Annotated in this window: 21 protein-coding genes; 11 read left to right on the plus strand and 10 right to left on the minus strand. The window is 71.0% G+C overall.

Features of this window, described 5'->3' with window-relative positions; all coding sequences use genetic code 11:
• Window positions 1–103: 103 nt before the first annotated feature.
• Genes C4V41_RS21325 through pyrR form a run of 3 tightly spaced genes read right to left on the minus strand, consistent with a single transcriptional unit; the run spans window position 104 to window position 2,843 of the window.
• Window positions 104–1,387, minus strand: a complete 1,284-nt coding sequence (locus C4V41_RS21325; protein WP_103957642.1) for a dihydroorotase — start codon at window positions 1,385–1,387, stop codon at window positions 104–106.
• Window positions 1,384–2,301 carry an aspartate carbamoyltransferase catalytic subunit gene (locus C4V41_RS21330; RefSeq protein ID WP_103957643.1) on the minus strand — a complete coding sequence of 306 codons (918 nt, stop codon included), beginning with the start codon at window positions 2,299–2,301 and terminating at the stop codon, window positions 1,384–1,386. The genes C4V41_RS21325 and C4V41_RS21330 overlap by 4 nt, the downstream gene beginning before the upstream one ends.
• On the minus strand, window positions 2,298–2,843 hold the full coding sequence (pyrR, locus tag C4V41_RS21335) for a bifunctional pyr operon transcriptional regulator/uracil phosphoribosyltransferase PyrR (protein WP_103957644.1): 546 nt from the start codon (window positions 2,841–2,843) through the stop codon (window positions 2,298–2,300). Before pyrR ends, C4V41_RS21330 begins: the two co-directional genes overlap by 4 nt.
• A 263-nt stretch (window positions 2,844–3,106) precedes the next feature.
• On the opposite strand from pyrR, the gene C4V41_RS21340 reads away from it, so the two are divergent.
• The 5 genes from C4V41_RS21340 (at window position 3,107) to bldD (ending at window position 8,394) form a co-directional block, all read left to right on the plus strand.
• Window positions 3,107–4,351: an arginine deiminase gene (locus tag C4V41_RS21340; RefSeq protein WP_103957645.1), complete on the plus strand. Its 1,245-nt coding sequence runs from the start codon at window positions 3,107–3,109 to the stop codon at window positions 4,349–4,351.
• Between the two features lie 12 nt (window positions 4,352–4,363).
• Window positions 4,364–5,299 carry a carbamate kinase gene (gene arcC / locus C4V41_RS21345; protein ID WP_103957646.1) on the plus strand — a complete coding sequence of 312 codons (936 nt, stop codon included), beginning with the start codon at window positions 4,364–4,366 and terminating at the stop codon, window positions 5,297–5,299.
• A gap of 10 nt (window positions 5,300–5,309) precedes the next feature.
• Window positions 5,310–6,731 carry an amino acid permease gene (locus C4V41_RS21350; protein ID WP_103957647.1) on the plus strand — a complete coding sequence of 474 codons (1,422 nt, stop codon included), beginning with the start codon at window positions 5,310–5,312 and terminating at the stop codon, window positions 6,729–6,731.
• A complete protein-coding gene (locus C4V41_RS21355) occupies window positions 6,732–7,598 on the plus strand; it encodes a universal stress protein (RefSeq protein WP_103957648.1) in 867 nt (288 codons plus the stop codon).
• A 301-nt stretch (window positions 7,599–7,899) separates the two neighbouring features.
• The gene (gene bldD / locus C4V41_RS21360) at window positions 7,900–8,394 is read left to right on the plus strand and encodes a transcriptional regulator BldD (RefSeq protein ID WP_026214021.1); all 495 of its coding nucleotides are present in this window, start codon (window positions 7,900–7,902) and stop codon (window positions 8,392–8,394) included.
• Between the two features lie 1,159 nt (window positions 8,395–9,553).
• On the opposite strand, the gene C4V41_RS65875 is transcribed toward bldD, so the two are convergent.
• The 3 genes from C4V41_RS65875 to C4V41_RS21375 all read right to left on the minus strand — a co-directional run bounded on the left by C4V41_RS65875 (window position 9,554) and on the right by C4V41_RS21375 (window position 12,300).
• A complete protein-coding gene (locus C4V41_RS65875; protein WP_327537463.1) occupies window positions 9,554–10,621 on the minus strand; it encodes an SAV_6107 family HEPN domain-containing protein in 1,068 nt (355 codons plus the stop codon).
• A gap of 284 nt (window positions 10,622–10,905) precedes the next feature.
• Window positions 10,906–11,097: a ferredoxin gene (locus tag C4V41_RS21370; protein WP_103957650.1), complete on the minus strand. Its 192-nt coding sequence runs from the start codon at window positions 11,095–11,097 to the stop codon at window positions 10,906–10,908.
• Window positions 11,098–11,103: 6 nt separating this feature from the next.
• On the minus strand, window positions 11,104–12,300 hold the full coding sequence (locus C4V41_RS21375) for a cytochrome P450 (RefSeq protein ID WP_103957651.1): 1,197 nt from the start codon (window positions 12,298–12,300) through the stop codon (window positions 11,104–11,106).
• A gap of 96 nt (window positions 12,301–12,396) precedes the next feature.
• Here C4V41_RS21375 and C4V41_RS21380 point away from each other — a divergent pair, with 96 nt between their 5' ends.
• On the plus strand, window positions 12,397–13,005 hold the full coding sequence (locus C4V41_RS21380) for a TetR/AcrR family transcriptional regulator (protein WP_103957652.1): 609 nt from the start codon (window positions 12,397–12,399) through the stop codon (window positions 13,003–13,005).
• 52 nt (window positions 13,006–13,057) lie between these two features.
• On the plus strand, window positions 13,058–13,603 hold the full coding sequence (locus tag C4V41_RS21385) for a hypothetical protein (RefSeq protein WP_103957653.1): 546 nt from the start codon (window positions 13,058–13,060) through the stop codon (window positions 13,601–13,603).
• On the opposite strand, the gene C4V41_RS21390 is transcribed toward C4V41_RS21385, so the two are convergent.
• Window positions 13,557–14,444 carry an NAD(P)H-binding protein gene (locus C4V41_RS21390; protein ID WP_103957654.1) on the minus strand — a complete coding sequence of 296 codons (888 nt, stop codon included), beginning with the start codon at window positions 14,442–14,444 and terminating at the stop codon, window positions 13,557–13,559. The two genes, C4V41_RS21385 and C4V41_RS21390, sit on opposite strands and share 47 nt — an antisense overlap.
• An 83-nt stretch (window positions 14,445–14,527) precedes the next feature.
• Between C4V41_RS21390 and C4V41_RS21395 the strand changes: the two genes are divergently transcribed.
• On the plus strand, window positions 14,528–14,959 hold the full coding sequence (locus C4V41_RS21395; protein ID WP_103957655.1) for a winged helix-turn-helix transcriptional regulator: 432 nt from the start codon (window positions 14,528–14,530) through the stop codon (window positions 14,957–14,959).
• Here C4V41_RS21395 and C4V41_RS21400 read toward each other — a convergent pair.
• Window positions 14,916–16,574 carry a hypothetical protein gene (locus C4V41_RS21400; protein WP_103957656.1) on the minus strand — a complete coding sequence of 553 codons (1,659 nt, stop codon included), beginning with the start codon at window positions 16,572–16,574 and terminating at the stop codon, window positions 14,916–14,918. The two genes, C4V41_RS21395 and C4V41_RS21400, sit on opposite strands and share 44 nt — an antisense overlap.
• A 124-nt stretch (window positions 16,575–16,698) precedes the next feature.
• The gene (locus tag C4V41_RS21405; protein ID WP_103957946.1) at window positions 16,699–17,490 is read right to left on the minus strand and encodes a L,D-transpeptidase family protein; all 792 of its coding nucleotides are present in this window, start codon (window positions 17,488–17,490) and stop codon (window positions 16,699–16,701) included.
• A gap of 124 nt (window positions 17,491–17,614) precedes the next feature.
• On the opposite strand from C4V41_RS21405, the gene C4V41_RS21410 reads away from it, so the two are divergent.
• Both C4V41_RS21410 and C4V41_RS21415 read left to right on the plus strand, forming a co-directional pair.
• Window positions 17,615–18,091, plus strand: a complete 477-nt coding sequence (locus C4V41_RS21410; protein WP_103957657.1) for a YbaK/EbsC family protein — start codon at window positions 17,615–17,617, stop codon at window positions 18,089–18,091.
• Between the two features lie 10 nt (window positions 18,092–18,101).
• The gene (locus C4V41_RS21415; RefSeq protein WP_103957658.1) at window positions 18,102–18,674 is read left to right on the plus strand and encodes a GNAT family N-acetyltransferase; all 573 of its coding nucleotides are present in this window, start codon (window positions 18,102–18,104) and stop codon (window positions 18,672–18,674) included.
• 268 nt (window positions 18,675–18,942) lie between these two features.
• Here C4V41_RS21415 and metF read toward each other — a convergent pair whose 3' ends face one another.
• The gene (gene metF / locus C4V41_RS21420) at window positions 18,943–19,809 is read right to left on the minus strand and encodes a methylenetetrahydrofolate reductase [NAD(P)H] (RefSeq protein ID WP_235030282.1); all 867 of its coding nucleotides are present in this window, start codon (window positions 19,807–19,809) and stop codon (window positions 18,943–18,945) included.
• A gap of 145 nt (window positions 19,810–19,954) precedes the next feature.
• Here metF and C4V41_RS21425 point away from each other — a divergent pair, with 145 nt between their 5' ends.
• Entirely contained in the window at window positions 19,955–21,022 is a 1,068-nt protein-coding gene (locus C4V41_RS21425; protein WP_103957660.1) for a polyprenyl synthetase family protein, read from the plus strand.
• Window positions 21,023–21,074 lie beyond the last annotated feature (52 nt).

Genomic DNA, 21,074 nt, shown 5'->3' on the forward strand with positions numbered 1-21,074 from the left:
CCTCGGGGGGCTTCGCCCCCCAAGTGCCCCCCGAAAAACTTGGTGCCGCCGCGCGGCTCGGTCTTTGCCACGTCGGCGGAGCCGACGTCGGCAGAGCTGTCGTTCAAACCAGCTTCCCTTCGAGAACGGTCGGCCTGCCGCGCAGGAACGTGGCCGTGACCCGGCCCGGCAGCGTCATCCCCTCATATGGGGTGTTCCTGCTCTTGGACGCGAAGGCGGAGGGGTCGACCTTGGTACGCACGGACGGGTCGTAGAGCGTGATGTTGGCCGGTGCGCCCACGTCCAGCGCCTGTCCCTGCCCGGCCAGGCGGCCGATACGCGCGGGCACGACGGACATGCGCTCGGCGACGCCCGCCCAGTCGAGCAGGCCCGTCTCCACCATGGCCTCCTGGACGACGCTGAGCGCGGTCTCGAGGCCGACCATGCCCATGGCCGCCGCCGACCACTCGGTCTCCTTGTCCTCGACCGGGTGCGGCGCGTGGTCGGTGGCGACGATGTCGATCGTGCCGTCGGCCAGCGCGGCGCGCAGCGCCTCGACGTCGGCGCGGGTGCGCAGCGGCGGGTTGACCTTGTAGATCGGGTTGTACGCGCCCACCGGCGACTCCTCGACCAGGTCGTCGGTCAGGAGCAGGTGGTGCGGGGTGACCTCGGCGGTGATGTTCCAGCCCTTGGACTTGGCCCAGCGCAGGATCTCGACCGAGCCTGCCGTGGAGACGTGGCAGACGTGCAGCCGGGAGCCGACATGGGCGGCCAGCAGGCAGTCGCGGGCGATGATCGCCTCTTCGGCGACGGCCGGCCAGCCGGTGAGGCCGAGCCTGCCGGAGATGACGCCCTCGTTCATCTGGGCGCCGGAGGTGAGCCTGGGCTCCTGGGCGTGCTGGGCGATGACGCCGTCGAACGCCTTGACGTATTCCAGGGCGCGGCGCATGAGCACGGCGTCGTCCACGCACTTGCCGTCGTCGGAGAAGACGCGCACGCGGGCGGCGGAGTCGGCCATCGCGCCCAGCTCGGCGAGCTGCTTGCCCTCCAGGCCGACGGTGACGGCGCCGACCGGGTGGACGTCGCAGTGCGCGAACTCGCGGCCGAGCCGCCACACCTGCTCGACCACGCCGGCGGTGTCGGCGACGGGCGAGGTGTTGGCCATGGCGTGCACGGCGGTGTAGCCGCCGCGGGCCGCGGACTGGGTGCCGGTCTGGACGGTCTCGGCGTCCTCGCGGCCGGGCTCGCGCAGGTGCGTGTGCAGGTCGACGAGCCCGGGCAGCGCGATCGCGCCGCCGCCCTCGACGGCCTCCCCCTCGAACCCTTGCCCGATCTCGGCGATCACACCGCCGGAGATCCGGATGTCCACCGGCTCGCCGCCCAAAATCCGGACATTCTTGATGATCACGCGATCTCTCCCCCGAGGAGCAGGTACAGGACGGCCATGCGGATGGTCACACCGTTGGCGACCTGCTCGACGATCGTGGAGCGGGCCGAGTCGGCCACCTCGGCGGCGATCTCCATGCCCCGGTTCATCGGCCCGGGGTGCATGACGATCGCCTCGTCCGGCATCTTGGCGAACCGGTCGCGGTCGAGGCCGTAGCGCCGTGAGTATTCGCGCTCGCTGGGGAAGTACGCGGCGTTCATCCGCTCCTTCTGCACCCGCAACATCATCACGACGTCGGACTTGGGCAGCACCGCGTCGAGGTCATAGGACACCTCGCACGGCCAGGTCCCGATCGAGACGGGCAGCAGGGTCGGCGGCGCGACCAGGGTGACCTCGGCGCCGAGCGTGTGCAGCAGCAGCACGTTGGAGCGGGCGACCCGGCTGTGCAGCACGTCGCCGACGATCGTGACCCTGCGCCCTTCGAGCCCGCCCAGGCGGCGGCGCATGGAGAAGGCGTCGAGCAGCGCCTGCGTGGGGTGCTCGTGGGTGCCGTCGCCGGCGTTGACGACGCTGCCGCGTACCCAGTTGGCCAGGCGGTGCGGCGCGCCCGAGGCGCCGTGGCGGATGACGACCGCGTCGGCGCCCATGGCCTCCAGGGTGAGCGCGGTGTCCTTGAGCGACTCGCCCTTGGACACGCTCGACCCCTTGGCCGAGAAGTTGATCACGTCGGCGGACAGCCGCTTGGCCGCCGCCTCGAACGAGATCCGGGTCCTCGTGGAGTCTTCGAAGAACAGGTTGACCACCGTGCGGCCGCGCAGCGTCGGCAGCTTCTTGATGGAACGTTCCGAGACCCTCGCCAGCTCCTCGGCGGTGTCGAGGATGAGCAGGGCGTCGTCCTTGGCGAGGTCGCCCGCGGAGATCAGATGGCGGTTCACCCGGCCTCTCCCTTCATCAGCAGCACGGCGTCGCGCCCGTCGATCTCCTGGAGGTAGACCTTGACCTTCTCGCTCTTGGCCGTGGGGAGGTTCTTCCCGACGTAGTCGGCGCGGATGGGCAGCTCGCGGTGGCCGCGGTCGACCAGCGTGGCCAGTTGTACGGCGGTGGGGCGGCCGAGGTCGTTGAGCGCGTCGAGCGCGGCGCGGACGGTGCGGCCGGAGTAGAGGACGTCGTCGACGAGCACCACGACCTTGTCGTCGATGCCGTCGGGCGGCAGCTCGGTGCGGCCGAGCGGCCTGGCGGGGCCGCGCCTCAGGTCGTCGCGGTACATCGTGATGTCGATCGAGCCGACGGGGATCTTGACGCCTTCGAACCGCTCGATGCGGTCGCCGAGCCGGCGGGCCAGCGTGGCGCCGCGAGTCGGGATGCCGAGGAGGACGACGTCACCGGCGCCCTTGGTGCGCTCGAGGATCTCGTGCGCGATGCGGGTCAGGGCCCGGTGGATGTCCGGGGCCTCGAGAACGGCCCGGGAATCGGACATGGCGAATCTCACCACCTTTCCCGCCTCACGGGACGGGTCTTAAAAGGGTGTTGGTCGGGACACACAGTACCAGGGGCTACCAGCTACAACGCGAGCGGCCTCCCGTCGCGCCCACACGGGGAGCGACCGGCCGGTCTGCGTCGGTGATCAGCAAAATTCCGGCCGCCGCCGTGTCAACCCGCCGCGCGCGGGGCACGACTCAGGGGTCCAGAGGACGCGCCGGGGGGCGTGACTTCCGCCTCCTCGCGGGGGATAGAGCAGAGATGACATTCCATGTTGGTTCCGAGGTCGGGCACCTGCGTCAAGTCCTCCTGCACAAACCCGACCTGGCGCTGAAGCGGCTGACCCCGAGCAGCAAGGACGACTTCCTCTTCGACGACGTGCTGTGGGTCCAGCGCGCGATCGAGGAGCACGAGGAGTTCCAGCGGGTGCTCACCGCCCGGGGCATCCGCGTCCACCTGCTGGCCGACCTGCTGCGCGAGACGGTCGACATCCCCGAGGCGCGCAAGCACATCCTCGACGCGGTCGTCGACGAGCGCTGGCTGGGCCCGGTGGCGATCGACGACATCCGCAACACGCTCGACGGCATGGACGCGGCGACCCTGCAGCTCTACCTGACCGGCGGCATCACCAAGCGCGAGCTGGTCGAGATGGGCTGCGAGCCCCAGGCGGTGACCTTCCACACCACGGCCGACGACGACTTCATCCTGCCGCCGCTGCCCAACCACCTGTTCACCCGCGACACGTCCTGCTGGATCTACGACGGCGTGTCGATCAACGCGATGAAGAAGAAGGCCCGCATGCGGGAGACGGTCAACATGGAGGCCGTCTACATGTACCACCCGACGTTCGCGGGCGGCTTCAACCGGCCGGGCCAGGGCGGCTACCACTGCTGGATGCCGGGCCGCTCGGTCGCGCCGGCGACCATGGAGGGCGGCGACGTCCTGGTGCTCGGCCGGGGCGCGGTGCTGATCGGGATGAGCGAGCGCACCCAGCCGCAGGCGGTCGAGATGCTGGCGCAGCGGCTGTTCAGGGCCGGTTCGGCGAGCCGGATCGTGGCGGTCGACATGCCGAAGGCGCGGGCGTTCATGCATCTCGACACCGTGATGACGATGCTGGACGTGGGCGTGTTCACCAAGTACGCCGGGCTGGGCATGCTGCCGTCGTACACGATCGAGCCCGGCGCGACCAGCAAAGAGCTCAAGGTCACCGACCACCCGCCACAAGACATGCACAAGGCCATCGCGCACGCTCTCGACCTGCCGGAGATTACCGTCCTGACCCCCACCCAGGACGTGTACGCCGCCGAGCGGGAGCAGTGGGACGACGGCTGCAACGGGCTGGCGCTGGAGCCCGGCGTGGTGGTCGCCTACGAGCGCAACACCACCACCAACAACTTCCTGCGCGACCACGGCATCGAAGTGATCACCATCAGGGGCAGCGAGCTGGGCCGGGGGCGCGGAGGGCCGCGCTGCATGAGCTGCCCGCTCGAGCGCGACGGAGTCTAGAGGGGGGCCGCCATGCGGGTCATCGTGGCACTGGGCGGGAACGCGGTGCTCAAACGCGGTCAGAGTCCCGACGCGGACGGCCAGATGGCCAACGTGCGCACGGCCGTCAAGACACTCGCCCGGCTGGCCGGCGAGCACGAGCTGGTCATCACCCACGGGAACGGCCCGCAGGTCGGCATGCTGGCCCTGCAGAGCGCCGCCGACCCGTCCCTGGCGCGCCCGTACCCGTTCGACACGCTGGGCGCGCAGACGCAGGGCATGATCGGCTACTGGATGCAGCAGGCGCTGCAGAACGCGCTGCCGGGCCGCCAGGTCCTCGCCATGGTCACGCAGACGCTGGTGTCGGCCGTCGATCCCGCCTTCGAGCAGCCGTCGAAGTTCGTCGGCCGGCTCTACGAGCAGGAGGAGGCCGGGAAGCTGGCCGCCGAGTACGGCTGGACGATCCGGCCCGACGGCCCCCACTGGCGGCGCGTCGTGCCCTCCCCCGCGCCGCGGCGGATCGTCGAGACCCGCATGATCCGCAAGATGGTCCGGGAGGGCGTGGTCGTGGTGTGCGCGGGCGGCGGCGGCATCCCGGTGGTGCGCGACGAGCGCGGCCGGCTGACCGGCGTGGAGGCCGTCGTCGACAAGGACCTCACCACCTCGATGCTGGCCGAGGCGCTGGAGTGCGACGCGTTCCTGAGCCTGACCGACGTGCCGCGCGTGATGCGCGACTTCGGCACGCCGCACCAGAGCGAGATCGGCCACGCCACACCGCACGAGCTACGGGCCCTGGAGTTCCCCGCCGGATCGATGGGGCCCAAAGTGGAGGCCGCCTGCCGGTTCGTCGAGACGACCGGCGACATGGCCGCCATCGGCCGGCTGGACGAGGCCGAACGCATACTCGACGGCTCAGCGGGCACGATCATCACGCCCAACGGCAGGTGGCCGCTGACGAGCACCCTGTAGGGGGTGTCACATGACACTGGCTCAACGGCTCTTCCGCACCAAGCCCACCGAGCGCATCGTGGCCGAGGGCGGGCACGGTGAGGGCGGTGAGCTGCGGCGCACGATGTCGCTGTGGCAGCTCACGCTGTTCAGCGTCGGCGCGACGCTGGGCACCGGCATCTTCGTCATCCTGGGGCAGGCGGTGCCCAAGGCGGGGCCCGCGGTGGTGCTGGCGTTCGTGCTGGCGGCGATCACCGCGCTGTTCTCGGCCCTGTCGTACGCCGAGCTGGCCGGGACGATCCCGGTGTCCGGCTCGTCCTACTCGTACGCGTACGCGACGCTGGGCGAGCTGGTGGCCTGGATCTGCGGCTGGTGTCTCATGCTGGAGTACGCCGTGTCCGTGGCGGCCGTGGCCGTGGGCTGGGGGGAATATCTCAACTCGTTCCTGCACGCCCTGTTCGGCGTCACGCTGCCGGAGGCCATCACCCGCTCCCCCGGCCAGGACGGCGGCATCGTCAACGTCGCCGCGATCGTCATCGTGCTGCTGGCGACCTGGCTGCTGCTGTACGGGGCCTCCGAGAGCGCCATGGCCAACGCGGTGTTCGTGCTGATCAAGATCGTGGTGCTGCTGTTCTTCTGCGTCGTGGCGTTCAGCGCCTTCCAGTCGGGCAACTTCGCGCCCTTCGCCCCCATGGGGGTGGCCGGCATCACGGCCGCGGCCTCGCAGGTCTTCTTCTCCTACATCGGCTTCGACGCCGCCTCCACCGCCGGCGAGGAGGCCAAGAACCCCAAGCGCGACCTGCCGCTGGCGATCATCATCTCCCTGGCCATCGTGACGGTCGTCTACGTGCTCGTGGCCGCCGCCGCCATCGGGGCGATGCCGTGGACCGACTTCAACGCGGAGAGCACCGAGGCGAGCCTGGCCCACATCGCCGACCTCGCCGTCGGCGCCACCTGGCCCGGCCTGATCGTCTCGTTCGGGGCGGTCATCGCCATCGCCAGCGTCGTGCTCACCGTCATCTACGGCCAGACCCGCATCCTGTTCGCGATGTCCCGCGACGGGCTCGTGCCCCGCGTCTTCCAGCGGGTCAACCCACGCCGCCAGGTGCCCATCGCCAACACCCTCATCGTGGCCGCGTTCATCTCGGTGCTGGCCGGGCTGGTGCCGCTCGGGCAGCTCGCCGAGGCGACCAGCATCGGGACGCTGTTCGCCTTCGCCATCGTCAACGTCGGCGTACTCGTCCTGCGCTACCGCAGCCCGGAGCTGCCGCGCAGCTTCCGCGTGCCGCTGTTCCCGGCCACGCCGGTGCTGGGCGCGATCCTGTGCGCCGTGGTCATGGCGGGGCTGGCGGGGGTCACCTGGGTCGCGTTCGGGTTGTGGATGCTCCTGGGCCTGATCTGCTACTTCCTGTACGGCTACGGCCATTCGCGGCTGAATGGCGAGGTGCGATAGATGAAGCTCGAGAACGTGGTGGCCGGGTTCGTCGAAGGATCGCGGGGCAAGGACGGGCTGGCCCTGGCCGTCCTGCTGAAGGAACGCGTCCACGGGCGCCTGACGGTGGCGACCGTGCAGCCGCCCCTGTGGTCCACGCCGGGGCCCGGCAGGGCCGACGAGAGCGCCTGGCGCGCCTACTTGGAGGAGCAGGCCACCGCGACGCTCGCGCAGGCCCGCGAGCTGGCCGGTGCGGACGCCGACTATGTGACCCACGCCCATCGGGGCAGCGGGCGCGGGCTGGTGGTGCTGGCGCGCAAGCTGGAGGCGGACGTCGTGGTGATCGGCCCGGCCCCGGGTGGCGGCAAGGGCCGCGTCACGTTGGGCAGCACCGCCGACCAGCTCCTGCACTCCTCCTCCGTTCCCGTCCTGCTCGCGCCGCGCGGCTACGGCGACGCGCCGCCCGCCGGCTTCGACCGGCTCACCTACGCCTACCGCCGCGGTCCCTGCTGCGACGCGGCGCTCAAGGACGCGGCCGAGGCCGCCGCGGCGCTCGGCGTACCGCTCCGGCTCGTCACGCTACTGATCAGCGGCCGCCGGCGGGCGAAGATCGAGGAAGAGATGCTCCTGCGCCAGCGCGACCAGGCCACGGCCGACTTGCGCGCGGCGGCGCACGGGCAGGGGCGGGACGTGAACGTGGAGATCGAGGTGCTGGAGGGCCGCAACGTGGCCGAGGCGCTCCGGACGACCTCGTGGCTGCCCGGCGAGATGATCATATGCGCTTCGAGCGCCGCCGGGCCACTCAGGCGGGTGTTCCTGGGAGACACGTCGATCAAGATCGTACGGGCGTCCGCCAGCCCTGTCATGATTCTGACCCGCCAGCACTGACGGCCGTCTATTTGTCGTCAAACCCTGACGAAGTACTGTTACTAATGGGACATGAGAGGCGATTGTGGCGTTCCCTCCCGGACCGGATTCGGCATCTTTTTTCCAATCAGCTTGACCTTAGGCGTCCGCCCCTTTACCGTCACTGTGCGTAACCACACCCCGCGGCGTTCTGGGGTAAACCCAGGGCCATGGCTACCGATGGTGCCGAGCATGGCACCGTACCCCCCGGTGGCCCGGGCATACGCCGCAAGGGAGCACAATCTACTGAGAGCGATACATACGAGAGCCGGGGGGCCACACGATGCCGTCTGAGTACGCAAAGTCGCTGGGTGCACGACTCCGCGCAATCCGCACCCAGCAGGGTTTGTCCCTGCATGGAGTCGAAGAGAAGTCGCGTGGCAGGTGGAAAGCCGTAGTCGTGGGCTCTTATGAGCGCGGCGACAGAGCGGTGACCGTGCAGAAGCTTGCCGAGCTTGCCGACTTCTACGGGGTGCCCGTATCCGAGCTGCTGCCGGGCGGAGCCGCCCCCAGTCCGCTCGGGCCGACGCCCAAGCTTGTGATCGACCTGGAGCGCCTGGCGACGCTGCCGAAGGAGAAGGCCGGTGCGCTGGCCCGTTACGCCGCCACGATCCAGAGCCAGCGTGGCGACTACAACGGCAAGGTGCTGTCGATCCGCCAGGAGGACCTGCGCTCCCTGGCCGTGATCTACGACAAGTCGCCGAGCGAGCTGACGGAGGAACTCATCAGCTGGGGCGTTCTCGACGCCGAGGCCCGCAGGGCCGTCGAGTCGTTCTGAGGCCACCTGAGCCGGGTTCCCCGCCCGCGTCCGAGCCGCTCGATGCGAGGCCACCCCAGGACGGACCCCATCCGCGCCTGAGGGATCCGGCCGAGCCGCTCGCGCCGCGGGCCGCCCGCTCTGGAGGCCACCTGCTCTGAGGTCACCCGCCCGAAAGGCCCGCCGAACCCCGGCGGGCCTTTCGCGTGCCCGCACACCATCGGGGAAGACGACACCACGAGCCGGGCCACCATCACCGAACGGGGCAATGCCAGACACGGCCACCCTCACCGGACGGGCCAACGCCAGACACGGCCGCTGGGGTCGGACGGGCCAACGCCAGACACGGCCGCTGGGGTCGGACGCACCAACGTCAGACACGGCCACCGTCGCTGGACACACCAGCCACAAACACGGCCATAGCCACCGTCGTGGACGCGTCACCACCATGGAGACATCCGCCGCCAAGGACACACGCCCACGGGCCAGCAGGCTAGTGGGCAGAGGCCCAGCGGGCCGGAGGCAGGCGCGGCCAGTAGGGCGGTGGACCCAGGAGGCCAGGAGGCAGGGGCGGCCAGTGGGACAGTGCGCCCAGAGGCCAGCAGGCCAGCGGGCGTGGGCCTGTGGGCCAGGGCTCAGCCGGGCCGAGGCTTCGCGGGGTTGGGGTCAGACGGCGACCACCAGGCGGCCCACTGGCGTGGGCGCAGCCGATCAAGAGGGCAGCCGGTCATACGGCCAGGAGCCAGTCGGTCGGGAGGCCGAGGGCTAAGCCGGCCAAAGGCCCAGCACGTCAGACGGCCCGCGGGCCAGGAGGCAGGGCCGGCTGGTGGGGCCAACGCGAGGAGGCCAGCGGGCCAGGAGGCAGGGCCAGCCAGTGAGGCAGGGCCGGCGGTGGGGCAGGAAGCCCAACGCGTGAGGAGGCCAGCGAGTCAGCAGGCCGGCGGGCCAGGAGGCAGGCGGGCCAGGAGGCAGGGCCAGCCAGTGGGGCGGTGGGCCCAGCGGGTGAGGAGGCCAGCAAGTCAGCAGGCCGGCGGATCAGGGGCCCATGGGCAGGGGTCTGGCGGGCGTGGGCCAGTGAGCCACTGGGCCAAGGCTTAGCCGGGGCGAGGCTCTGCGGGTCAGGGGTTTGCCGGCCAAGGGCTTTGCCGGTTGGCCGGGTAGAGGGTCCCTTGGTCGGGGGTCAGCCGGCCAAGGGGACGTTTATGGGGAGTTGGGGCTGGGCTGGGAGGCCGAGGAGGTTTTCGACCGTGGAGACGAAGGTCTCCGCCTCGGCCAGGATCTCCTCCGCGTCGGCCGCGCTGATCCTGCGGACCATGCCCGCCTCCGCGGCGGCGCGCTTGGCGGCGGTGTCGGCGAAGTAGGCGGCCCACTCCGCCAGAAGCGGTTCGGCTTCGGGCAGCAACTCCCACGCGCTGCGCAGCCGCCGTCTGCGCCCCTCCATGGGGCGAGGGTGGGCGGCGAGGATCGCCGCGGCCGCTCGTAGCGCCGCCAGGTGTGCGGCCACATATCGGGATGCCGGGGTGCGAGCGTCGCTCGCCTCCGCCAGGCAGGAGCGTGAATCGGTCAGGTGTGCCCGAACCGCAGGCGACAGCCGGGGCCCGGGCGTTTCTCTAGGCCGTGGTGCCATCTTGCGTGCCTCCTCTGGAGTCGTGGGCGGCAGCCGGCGTCTCCACCGGTGAGGCCAACAATCGCAGACCCCACCGACATTTCCGCCGGGCTGGCCGGACGAGGAGCTTCCCCTCACCCCGTCCGGCCAGGACACGCCCACTCGTCTCCGCCGACGACGAGGACGCGCCCTTCGCCCGAGGCGCCCGGTCGCGGGCATCGCTTGGGGAAGCGAACGGCCCGCGACCAGGTCCTCGTGACGCTGAGCCGCGAGCCCCACCGTCACTAGGTCGAACATAATTTCGATCACGCTCGGTGTCAACCTGATCCACGAACATAGGTTCGATGACCATGGAGGGAAAGAACCGCCACGTGCCTTGACCGTGCCCAGTTCGCACCAGCGCGGACGGAGCGACCTGTGTGGGTGATAGGTGCGAGTCACATGTGCGGGCGCCATGTGCGGGCGCCATGTGCGGGCGCCATGTGCGGGCGCCATGTGCGGGCGCCATGTGCGGGCGCCATGTGCCAGTGACATGTGCGGGCGAGGCGGCCCGTGCAGGCGAGGCCGGCCCGCGTGGGCGAGGCGCTGTGCGGGTGAGGGCCGCCCGTGGGAGCGACGGCCATCCGTGAGGGCGAGGGCCATCCGTGGGGGCGAAGGGCCATGCGGACGACGAGGCCCATGCGGGGTGAGGAGGCCCGGCTGGGCGAAGTGCGCGGCGAGGCCGCCCGTGGCGGTGAGGCGCTCTGTGCAAGGTCGAGCGGCGGCGTGGGTGCAAGCGGTAGCACCGGCGGAGCGGCCGTGTGGCCATGGAAGCACGCACGGAGCGGCCGTACAGCCAGGAGATCGTGAAGTAGCTGTGCGGGCGGAAAGAAGCCGTCGCCGCGGGTGCGGCGACGGCGAGGTGGTTCAGGGGGGTGTCAAGGACGTCATGAGGCCGAGATGGCTCCCGACGGGCACAGGGTCACCGCGCGCCGTACGGCGTCCTCCAGCTCGGCCGGCGGCGCCTCCTCCAGCAGCACGACCGTGCCCTCTTCCTCACTCTGATCGAACACCTTCGGCACGGTCAGAGCGCACATGCCCGCCCCGATGCACACCGACGCGTCTGCCTTGATTTTCATAAGGACCTACCAAGTGACAGGGAGGCGGTGCACTCCGTAGATGCTCATGTCGGAGCGCATCGGCACCTCCTCGGGTGGTACAGCCAAGCGTAGGCCAGGCAGGCGCCGCAGCAGCGCAGGGTAGGCGATGCGCATTTCGGCGCGTGCGAGCTGCTGGCCCAGGCACTGGTGGATGCCGTGGCCGAAGGTCAGGTGCCCGCCCGCGGGCCGGGTGACGTCGAGCCGCTCGCCGTCGGGGAAGCGGGAGGGGTCGCGGTTGGCGGCGGGCAGGTGGAGGGTGACGGTCTCGCCGGCCCTGATCGTGTGGCCCTCGATCTCGACGTCCTCCAGCGCGGCGCGTACCGGGCCGACGTGGATGATCGTGAGGTAGCGCAGCAGTTCCTCGACGCCGTTCTCCACCAGGGCCGGGTCGTCGCGCATGGCGGCGAGCTGATCGGGGTTGGTCAGCAGCGCGTACGCCCCCAGCCCCAGCATGTTGGCGGTCGTCTCGAACCCGGCCACCAGCAGCAGGAACCCGACCCCGGTGAGCTCCTCGTCGGTGAGCTCACCGCCCTCGACGAGCCCGCTGAGCAGGTCGTCGGCCGGTTCGGCGCGCTTGCGCTGGATCAGCCCGTACAGGTACGCCGAGACCCGCCCCAGCGCCTTCATGACGTCGTCGGCGTTGGTCTCCAGATTGACCAGGATCTTGGTGTCCTCCTGGAACTGCGCACGATCCTCGTACGGCACCCCGAGCAGTTCGCAGATCACCAGCGACGGGATCGGCAGCGCGAACGCCTCGACGAGGTCCACGGGCCCGCCCGCGGCCTCCATCCCGTCGAGGCAGGCGGCGGCGACCTCCGCGATCCGCGGTTCGAGCATCTTCATCCTGCGCACCGTGAACTGCCCGGTCAGCAGCTTGCGGTAGCGGGTGTGCTCGGGCGCGTCCATGCGCAGGAAGAACCCGGGCGGCACCTGGAGGCCCTCCTTGACCAGCTCCGACCTCGCCGGGATCGGCGTGTGCAGGTTCTCCGGCCGGTTGCTGAACCCCGGGTGCGCCAGCACGGCACGGGCCGCCGCGTAGCCGGTGACGAGCCAGCCGAGGTGGCCGTCGGGGTAGGTCATGCGGTGCATCGACGCCTGTTGTCGCAGCTCCGTGACCTCATCTGGCGGATCGAGCGGGCGCTGGCGAGCGGTGGGCATGGTCTGCACGGTCGCTTCGGACATGTTCCGGCTCCTTTCCGAGCTCACCTCCAAGAAAACCTCTATCAGTGCAAAAATGCAATGGGTGAAAATAATTAACGCGTGCAGTATAGTTCCGGCATGGTGGGACTGCGGGAGCGCAAGAAGCAGCGCACACGCCAGGCGCTGATCGAGGCGGCGCTCCGGCTGTTCGGCGAGAAGGGCTTCGAGGAGACCACGCTCGCGGAGATCGCGGCGCAGGCCGACGTCTCGACACGGACGTTCTTCAGCTACTTCGCCGGCAAGGAGGACCTGGTCTTCTACGACTCCGACGAGCGGATGGAGATGGCCGTCGGAATGATGGCGAGCAGAGAGCCCGGGGAGTCGGTGACGGACCTGCTCCAGCGGGTCGTCCAGGCGAGCTTCGACTGGGCGACGGCGTTCGGCGGCCTCACGTACGAGGAGGCGGCGGTGCGGACGCGGCTCATCATGACGGTGCCGGCCCTGCAGGCGCGGGCGCTCTTCCTGCTGTTCGACAGCCAGCTCAGGCTCGCCAGGGCGCTGCACGCCGCCTTCCCCGACCGGCTGACCCTGGTGGAGGCCGCGGCGGCGGTGGGTGCGCTGATCGGGGCGGTGAAGCTGGCGGTGATGGCCGGCTTCGAGCAGGACGACCGCTCGCTGGAGGACATCTGGAACACCGCGCACCGGGCGGCCGAGGTGGCGATGAACGGCCTGAAGTCGCTCGACTGAGGCCCGGATATCTTCTGAGAAGCTGTCATCCTCGGGTGCGAAGGAGGACCGGATGGCGGGGAGCGGCCGGGCGATCGGTCTCGTTCTGCTGGCCCTGGGGCCGGTGCTGGCGGCGGCCTACGCGGGCGCCGGCCTCGTGGCCATCCGCATGGCCGTACGCGCGCAGGTGGCGGGCCCCGGGTGGGCGGGCGCCCCGATCGCTCCAGGCGCCATGACCGCGCTCGGCGCGGACACCTGGCAGGTCACCTGGTGGACCGCCCTGCTCGCCGGCCTGGTGGCGCTGGCCTACGTGGTCATCGGCGTGCTGTTACGGCGGCGGGCGCGGGGGCGCAAGGCGCTCCTGGTGCTCTCCGGGGTGCTCATCATCCCCTACGCCCTCGGGTTCTTCGTGGCGCTGCTCAACCCCGTGAAGATGATGGCCGGCTTCTACGACAAGCCCGACTTCGCCGCCGGCCTGCCCGGGTGGCAGTCCGCCACGCCGCTCATCCTGCTCGCCGCCGCCCTGGCCCAGGCCGTCGCCCTGGCGATGGTGACCGCCCAGAGCAGGCGCGTCACCGAGCCGGCCAGCTCCGCAGACCGGTCTTCACCGCCGCCGTGATCAGGTCACGCACCGGCCGGGGCGCCGGCAGGAAGGCGGGCAGGTCGCTGTGGCCGGCTTCGAGCAGGCCCGCGCCGATGTTGGCGAACGTCGAGACCGTGTGCCCCGCCCGATACCCCTCCAGCCCCGCCAGCATCGGCCGCGCGTCCCCCAGCGACACCGGCAGATAGGTCACCGGCCGCCCGAGCACCTCGGACAGCACCTCGGCGAGCTCGTCCCCGCCCACGGCGTCGACGCCCTCCAGCTCGTACGTCCTGCCCGCGTGCCGCCGCGCCCCGCCCGACTTCACGTCCTCCCATGCCTCGGCCGCCACGCGTACGGCCACGTCGGCCAGGTCCTCCCTGGCCACCACCGAGACCCGCCCCTGCCCGAACGGCGCGGGGAACACCCCGTTCTCCGCCGCGAACCCGGCCCCGGACAGCGCCAGTTCGGCCGGCATCTCGGCGTACAGGCCGTTGCGCAGCACCGTGACGTCGAAAGGCGCCTCGGCCAGCCGGGCCTCGGTCCACCGGTGCGCGAGGGCGATCGTCAGCCGCTCGCCCGACGCCGCGAGGCTGGTGTAGATCACGTGCCGCACTCCCGCGGCGGTGGCCGCCCGCACCACCGCCCGGTGGCGGGCCAGGACGACGTCGTCCTCGGCGTACCCGGCCGACACGAACACCAGCACCTCCGCGCCCTTGAACGCCGTTTCCAGCGTCTCCGGCCGGTCGAAGTCGGCGCGCCGCACCGCCGTACCGTCGCCCGAACTGCTCGCCCCGGCCACCTCCAGCCCGTCAACGGCCCGCAGCCCGTCCAGGACGGCGCCGCCCAGCGCGCCGGACACACCCGTGACAACGATCATGGGACACACCCTTAATGTGGTTTCGTCGGATGAACGACCCCAGCATGGGCGCGGTCCCGCGCTCACCGTAAGGAGGCACTCTCATGTCGGTCGCGCACACGGAGGTAACCTCCCAGGTCAGCGGCCCGTGCGGAGACGACGACTGCGGCATCCGCGACGTGCTCGACCGGATCGGCGACAAGTGGACCGTGCTGGTGCTCGTGGAGCTGGCCAAAGGGGTGCGGCGGTTCAGGGAGCTGGAGCGGGCGATTCCCGGCATCTCCCAGCGGATGCTGACACTGACGACACGGCGGCTGTGCCGCGACGGGCTGGTCGAGCGTACGGCGTACCCGACGATCCCGCCGCAGGTCGAATACCGGCTGACGCCGATGGGGCGCAGCCTGGCCGACGCCGTCCAGCGGCTGGCGGACTGGTCGCGCGAGCACAAGGACGCGATGGCGGGCGCCCGCGAGCGCTGGGACGCCGACGAGGCTAGCGGCAGCCCGGATTCGACCAGGTCGTCCAGCCCTTCCTGACGCCGCCCTCGCCGGTCGCGGCCCATCCCGGGGCCGGCTCGGCGTCCGGCGGGACGACGGCGGTGCAGGCCCCCGCCGGTGGCTCGCCGTCGTAGCGCTCCAGCTCGGTCCACCACACCCGGTACGACAGCGGCACCCACACGTTCCACTTCACCCTCGCGTCCACCGCCACTCGTCCCGGAGGCGGGGTGGGCAGCCAGTCCCAGCCGCCGGGCGACGGCGGGGACGGCGCCAGGTAGGCGGTGAAGGCGACCCCGATCAGCGCCAGCACGCCCGGGACGAGCGGCCGGCCGTTGAGGCAGGCGGCGCCGGCCAGGCAGGCCAGCAGCACCAGGGCCGACAGCGACGCGGCGAGCAGGTCGAACGAGTCGCGCCTGCCCGTCAGGAAGATCATCTCGGGGAAGTCGAACGCGATGAAGGCGTAGCGCTGGAGCCGGTCCCCCGCGTACCAGGCGACCACGCCGCCCGTCACCGCCAGCAGCCCGGCGGCGGCCAGGGCGAGCCGCGCCACGGCCGGGCGGCCGCTCTTGAGCAGCGCGATCGCCCCGGCGAGCGTCCAGGCCACGGCCACACAGGCCAGGTAGCGGCCGTAGGCGTAGTTGCCGACGCGGTGCTCGTCGGGGAGGGCGGCCGAGGAGGCGTACGCGATGGCCAGGGTCGTGATCAGCAGCGTTCCCGCCAGGACGCGGTGCGGGAAGGGGCTGGTACGGCGTACGAGCAGGGCCGCCGCGGCCGCCATCCCGACCCCCGCCAGACCCCACGTGCCGGCGATCAGGTACCAGAGCTGCCCGGCCGCCCCCGACAGCGCCCACACCTGCCCTTCGAGGCTCGTCAGCCTTGACAGCAGCACGCCGGACAGGTCACGAGGCCCGCCGGGGTACAACGCGGCCTCCAGGGCCCCGTTCAGCGCCTTGCCCGCCAGCGCCACCACGACCGCGCTCACCACCGCCGCCAGCCAGGCCCCGCGCGGCACCCGCCGCCACACCGCCAGCAGCACCAGCCCGCACACGGCCAGCAGCACGGTCCCCCGCAGATGCACGGCCATCGCGAAAGCCGGCAAGGCGCCGACGGCGACCCCCGCCGTCGCTTTGCAGCGGGTCAGCAGGGCGTGGAGTGCGACCAGCCAGGTCAGCACCAGGAGGGGCAGGATCGCGTCGGCCAGCGCCAGCCCCGAGAACACCAGCAGCGCCGGCGACAGCCCGGCCACAAAGGCCAGGATCAGCGCCGCCCGCGCCCCCAGCCCCAGCCGCCGCGCCAGCACGTACGCCACCGGGTACGCGCTCGCCGCCGCCACCGACCCCGCCACGACCACCAGCCGGTACGCCAGGACCGGATCGGCGGTGAACCAGAAGATCGGCACCAGCGGCAGCGCGTACCCGGCCTGGTAGAAGGTCGTCCCGGACAGATCGGCCCCAGGACCGCCGGCCAGCCACCGGGCGGCGAGCAGATAGCCCGTCTCGTCCGGATTGGCCACCGGCCCTGCGTGATACCGGTACAACCACAGCCGCAGCACCACCTGCGCGGCCCAGCCGACCGCCAGCAGCCACCCCACCCGGCCGATGCCGGGCCGCCGCACCGCCTGAACGGGCGTTCGCACCATGAACGTCGTCGCCATGACATCCCCCCAAAGATCAGGAGGAGTCCAGCAGGACGCCCATAACCCGCCCGTCACCGATTCCGGTTATGCGGACGTTATGCGGCTTTATGTGAGGGTGCCCCGTTCAGCCGGGGCACCGGGGTCAGGAACGCTGGAACCTGCCCTTGACGTGCACCGGCACGCCCTTGCCCAGCAGACCGGGCAGCTCGACGGACACGTTCATCGGCATGCGCACACACCCGTGCGAGGCCGGGTACAGCGGCACCGACAGCGCCCCGTGGAACGCGATGCCCCCGTTGAAGAAGATCGGGTTGTAGAGCTGACCCAGGTAGGACTTGTGCCACCCGCTCGCCCGCCAGGTCGTCTTGAAGTTTCCGGTGGGCGTCGTGGCCGAGCCGCAGAAGCGCTGCTTCTTGCCCTGCCAGGTGGCGGTCTCGCAGTAGGGGACGCCGCTGCCGGAGGAGACGTGGGTGATCAGCTTCACCTGGCCGTCGACGTACAGGACCATGATCTGCTTGGTCAGGTTGACCTCGGCGCGGGTCGGCTTGCCATTGCCGACCAGGACCTTCGGCGACTTCGGCGCCTCCAGGGCCGCCCAGGTCCGCTTGGCGATCGTGCTGGTCGGCCTGATGCCGTTGACCTTCTGGAACGCCCACACGGCCGCCAGCGTCGTGCCGCCATATCGGCCGTCGGGCTTGCCGGGACGGTAGCCGAGCTCCCTCAACCGCTCCTGCATCCAGGTGACGGCCTTGCCCTTGGCGCCGAGCCTGAGCGTCTTGCGCGGCGCGATGACCGTCGCGGCCGGTACGGCCTGGCTCGCACTCCCGGTGGCCTCGGGTACGGGCGCCGCCGGAAGCGACGCATGGGATCGTGGCGCCGTCTCCGTGCCGCAGCCCGAGACGACGACGGCGCCGGCCGTCAGAAGAGCAGCCACCAAGGGCAGCCGTCGAGCCCCCACCCCTACCACCTCTTTACTTACCCAAAGAACAGATCAGAGGACCCTACACCACTCACCATGAACCGGTAATAGAGCCGTCAAACCTGTTTAGAGTGTCTCCATGTCTGAGAAGTTGCCCGCGAATGCGGTTGTCGTGGAATCGGCCTTGCGTGCCCTGGGCGTCGGCGGCGAGATCGTGGTCCTGCCGGAGAAGGCCCCCACGGCCGCGACGGCGGCCGCCCAGGTCGGGTGCGAGGTGGGGGCGATCGCCAACAGCCTGATCTTCGACGCGGACGGGGCGCCGCTGCTGGTGATGACCAGCGGCGCGCATCGCGTGGACGTCGAGCTGATCGCCCGCACGGCGGGCGTGGAGCGGGTACGCCGTGCGACGCCCGAATTCGTCAGGGCCGCCACCGGCCAGCCCATCGGCGGAGTCGCCCCCGTCGGGCACCCGGCGCCCGTGCGCACGCTGGTGGACAACTGGCTGAGCAAGCACGACGTGGTGTGGGCGGCGGGCGGGCATCCGCTGACGGTGTTCCCGACGACGTTCGACGAGCTTGTGCGCATCACCGGGGGAATCCCCGTGGACGTCGAGTAATGTGCGACGGGTGATCGAGTTTCGCGGGGCGGGGCCGGCCGAGTTCGCCGAACGGCTGGAGACGGTGATCGACATTTACACGGCAGCGATGAACCCACCTGAGGACCAGATCACCGGCCGCAAGACCATCATGCGAAATCACGGGACATATCCCCATTTTCAGTGTTATTTCGCGGAATTGCGTGATTCATCCGCTGACTTCCCCGCCCCCGAACCCCGAACCGTCGGCTTCGCGTACGGCTTCCGCGGTGTGCCCGGCCAGTGGTGGCACGACGTGGTCCTCCGTGGCCTGGCCGACCGGCTCGGCCAGGAGGCGGCCTACGCCTGGATGGGGCACGCGTTCGAGCTGGCCGAGATCCACGTCCACCCCGACTACCAGGGCAAGGGCATCGGCCGGGCCATGATCACCACGCTCTGCGCGGGCCGCCGCGAGCGCTCGGCCGTGCTGTCCACCCACGACCACCCCACGGCGGCCCGCCACCTCTACGCCAGCATGGGCTTCACGGACCTGCTGACGAGGTTCGTCTTCCCGGGCGGCCACGAGGAGTACGCGATCGCGGGCCGCCCGCTCCCCCTCACCTGATCAGCACCTGACCTGCGGGTTTGGCGGGCATGACCGAGGGCAGCATCAATGACAGAAAGTAACCGGTTCTTTACCCGCTGGCTACCGTTCCCCGCCCGCCACCCGCCCGATCCCCCTGCGGGCGGGTGACCGGGCCCGGCCGGTGAACCACGCGATCGGCCGGCCGCGCGGCGTCACGGCGCCCGGCCCCGTGCGGGTCGGAAACCGTCTCCCTGGAGGCCCTCAGCCCTGGTCGGCGGGTGGGTGACGCCGGCTCGGCGTAAAAGAATCAAGCGGGCAGGGCCACCCGCTCAAGCCGCTGATAGACCTCACGCGACGCGCTGGAGCGGTTGAACGTGATGAAGTGGATCCCCGGCGCGCCCTCGTCCAGCAGCCGCTGGCACAGCTCGGCCCCATGGTCGATGCCCAGCCGCCGCACCGCCGCCGGATCGTCCTTGACCGCCTCGAACCTGGCCGCCACGTCCGGCGGGAACGGGGCCCCAGAAAGCTGCTCCGAGCGCGCGATCGTGCTCATCTGCGTGACCGGCATGATGCACGGGATGATCGGCGTCTCGCACCCCTGCGCCGCCACCCGGTCGCGCAGCCGCAGGTAGTCGTCCGCCTGGAAGAACATCTGCGTGATGGCGTAGTCGGCGCCCGCCCGGCACTTGCGCACGAAGTAGTCGGTGTCGGACTCGATGGACGGCGAGCGCGGATGCTTGTACGGGAACGCGGCCACGCCGACGCAGAAGTCGCCCGACTGCCTGATCAGCCGCACCAGGTCCTCGGCGTAGAGCACGCCCTCCGGATGCCGCACCCACTCGGCCCCCGGGTCGCCGGGAGGGTCGCCGCGCACGGCCAGGATGTTGCGCACCCCGGCGTCGGCGAAGCGCCCGACGAGGTGGCGCAGCTCGCGGATCGAGTGGTCGACCGCCGTGAAATGCGCCACAGGCGTGAGCGTGGTGTCGTGGGCGATGCGCTCCACGATGTCGACCGTGCGATCGCGCGTGGAGCCGCCCGCGCCATAGGTCACCGACACGAACGTCGGCCGCAGCGACTCGAGCTCCCTGATCGCCCGCCAGAGCTGCCGCTCGCCCTCGTCGGTCTTCGGGGGGAAGAACTCGAACGAGAACGATCGGCCACCGGATGCGAGCATGTCGCGGACGGTGGGAACACGATCGGGGCGGATGGAGGGTCGACCTAGCGCCATGGCCCAAGGTTACAGGCTCTTCCGCCGGGGCCACGGGTCAGAGGACGACCTGGAGATCCGACCTCATTCGTCCGGCCACTAGTCTCAAGGCATGACCACTCAAGCCGCCGGCCTGGACACCCTGCGCGCGCAGGTGGAGCGTGCCCTCGGAGAGTTCGTCGAACGGCAGCTGCCCGACGGCGGCGAATCCGAGTTCGTCCCGCTGCGCACGGCCGCCGACGAGCTGTTGTCGGGCGGCAAGCGGCTGCGCCCGGCGTTCTGTTACTGGGGCTGGCGCGGCGCGGGCGGCGCCGACGTGCCCGGGATCTTCACCGCCGCGGCCTCGCTGGAGCTGCTGCAGGCCAGCGCGCTGGTGCACGACGACGTCATGGACAAGAGCGACCTGCGCAGGGGCATGCCCTCCGCGCACCGCCGCTTCCAGGCGATGCACGAGAAGTCCGGCTGGTACGGCTCCGCCGACCAGTTCGGCGAGGGCGCGGCGATCCTGCTGGGCAACCTGCTGCTGATCTGGTCGGGCGAGATGTGGCGGGGCAGCGGCCTGCCGAGCGAGTCGATCGAGGCGGCCCAGCCCGTGCACGACCACATGCGCACCGAGCTGATGTGCGGGCAATACCTCGACCTGCTGGAGCAGGCCCACGGGGAGAACACGTTCGAGTCGGCGCTGCGGGTGGCGCTGTTCAAGAGCGGCAAATACTCGGTGGAGCAGCCGCTCAGGCTCGGCCTGGTGCTCGCCGCCAAGGAGCTCGCCCCCTGGATGGACGACCTGTGCACCGGCTACGGGCGGCGGGTCGGGATCGCGTTCCAGCTCCGGGACGACATCCTGGGGGTGTTCGGCGACCCGGCGCAGACCGGCAAGCCGGCCGGCGACGACCTGCGTGAGGGCAAGCGGACGATGCTCGTGGCCCGCACCCTGGCGAGCGCCTCGCCCGAGGACGCCGAGACGGTGCGGCGGCTGCTCGGCGATCCGGCGCTGGACGGGCTCGGGGTGGAGACGCTGCGGCGGATCATCGAGGACACGGGCGCGCTGCAGGAGTGCGAGGACCTGATCGGCGACTACCTGGGCCAGGCCCTGGCGGCGCTCGACGAGGCCCCGGTCACGGCCGAGGCCCGCACCGCGCTCACCGAGCTGGCCATCGCCGCCACCTCGCGCAAGACCTGACCGGCCCGTCTCATGGCACGCGAAACCGTGCCATGGAGCCGCCCGTGGTGAC

The sequence above is a fragment of the Nonomuraea solani genome, from assembly GCF_900108335.1.
GTDB classification, from domain to species: domain Bacteria; phylum Actinomycetota; class Actinomycetes; order Streptosporangiales; family Streptosporangiaceae; genus Nonomuraea; species Nonomuraea solani.

Bases quoted from the DNA above. Each gene is read 5' to 3' on its own strand.
- C4V41_RS65875 (WP_327537463.1), bottom strand. From the start codon at position 10,621: ATGGCCCTCGCCCTCACGGATGGCCGTCGCTCCCACGGGCGGCCCTCA.
- C4V41_RS21355 (WP_103957648.1), top strand. From the start codon at position 6,732: ATGAAGCTCGAGAACGTGGTGGCCGGGTTCGTCGAAGGATCGCGGGGC.
- C4V41_RS21395 (WP_103957655.1), top strand. From the start codon at position 14,528: ATGTCGGTCGCGCACACGGAGGTAACCTCCCAGGTCAGCGGCCCGTGC.
- bldD (WP_026214021.1), top strand. From the start codon at position 7,900: ATGCCGTCTGAGTACGCAAAGTCGCTGGGTGCACGACTCCGCGCAATC.
- C4V41_RS21375 (WP_103957651.1), bottom strand. From the start codon at position 12,300: ATGTCCGAAGCGACCGTGCAGACCATGCCCACCGCTCGCCAGCGCCCG.
- C4V41_RS21385 (WP_103957653.1), top strand. From the start codon at position 13,058: ATGGCGGGGAGCGGCCGGGCGATCGGTCTCGTTCTGCTGGCCCTGGGG.
- C4V41_RS21390 (WP_103957654.1), bottom strand. From the start codon at position 14,444: ATGATCGTTGTCACGGGTGTGTCCGGCGCGCTGGGCGGCGCCGTCCTG.
- C4V41_RS21380 (WP_103957652.1), top strand. From the start codon at position 12,397: ATGGTGGGACTGCGGGAGCGCAAGAAGCAGCGCACACGCCAGGCGCTG.
- metF (WP_235030282.1), bottom strand. From the start codon at position 19,809: ATGCTCGCATCCGGTGGCCGATCGTTCTCGTTCGAGTTCTTCCCCCCG.
- C4V41_RS21350 (WP_103957647.1), top strand. From the start codon at position 5,310: ATGACACTGGCTCAACGGCTCTTCCGCACCAAGCCCACCGAGCGCATC.
- C4V41_RS21370 (WP_103957650.1), bottom strand. From the start codon at position 11,097: ATGAAAATCAAGGCAGACGCGTCGGTGTGCATCGGGGCGGGCATGTGC.
- arcC (WP_103957646.1), top strand. From the start codon at position 4,364: ATGCGGGTCATCGTGGCACTGGGCGGGAACGCGGTGCTCAAACGCGGT.
- C4V41_RS21340 (WP_103957645.1), top strand. From the start codon at position 3,107: ATGACATTCCATGTTGGTTCCGAGGTCGGGCACCTGCGTCAAGTCCTC.
- C4V41_RS21400 (WP_103957656.1), bottom strand. From the start codon at position 16,574: ATGGCGACGACGTTCATGGTGCGAACGCCCGTTCAGGCGGTGCGGCGG.
- C4V41_RS21410 (WP_103957657.1), top strand. From the start codon at position 17,615: ATGTCTGAGAAGTTGCCCGCGAATGCGGTTGTCGTGGAATCGGCCTTG.
- C4V41_RS21425 (WP_103957660.1), top strand. From the start codon at position 19,955: ATGACCACTCAAGCCGCCGGCCTGGACACCCTGCGCGCGCAGGTGGAG.
- pyrR (WP_103957644.1), bottom strand. From the start codon at position 2,843: ATGTCCGATTCCCGGGCCGTTCTCGAGGCCCCGGACATCCACCGGGCC.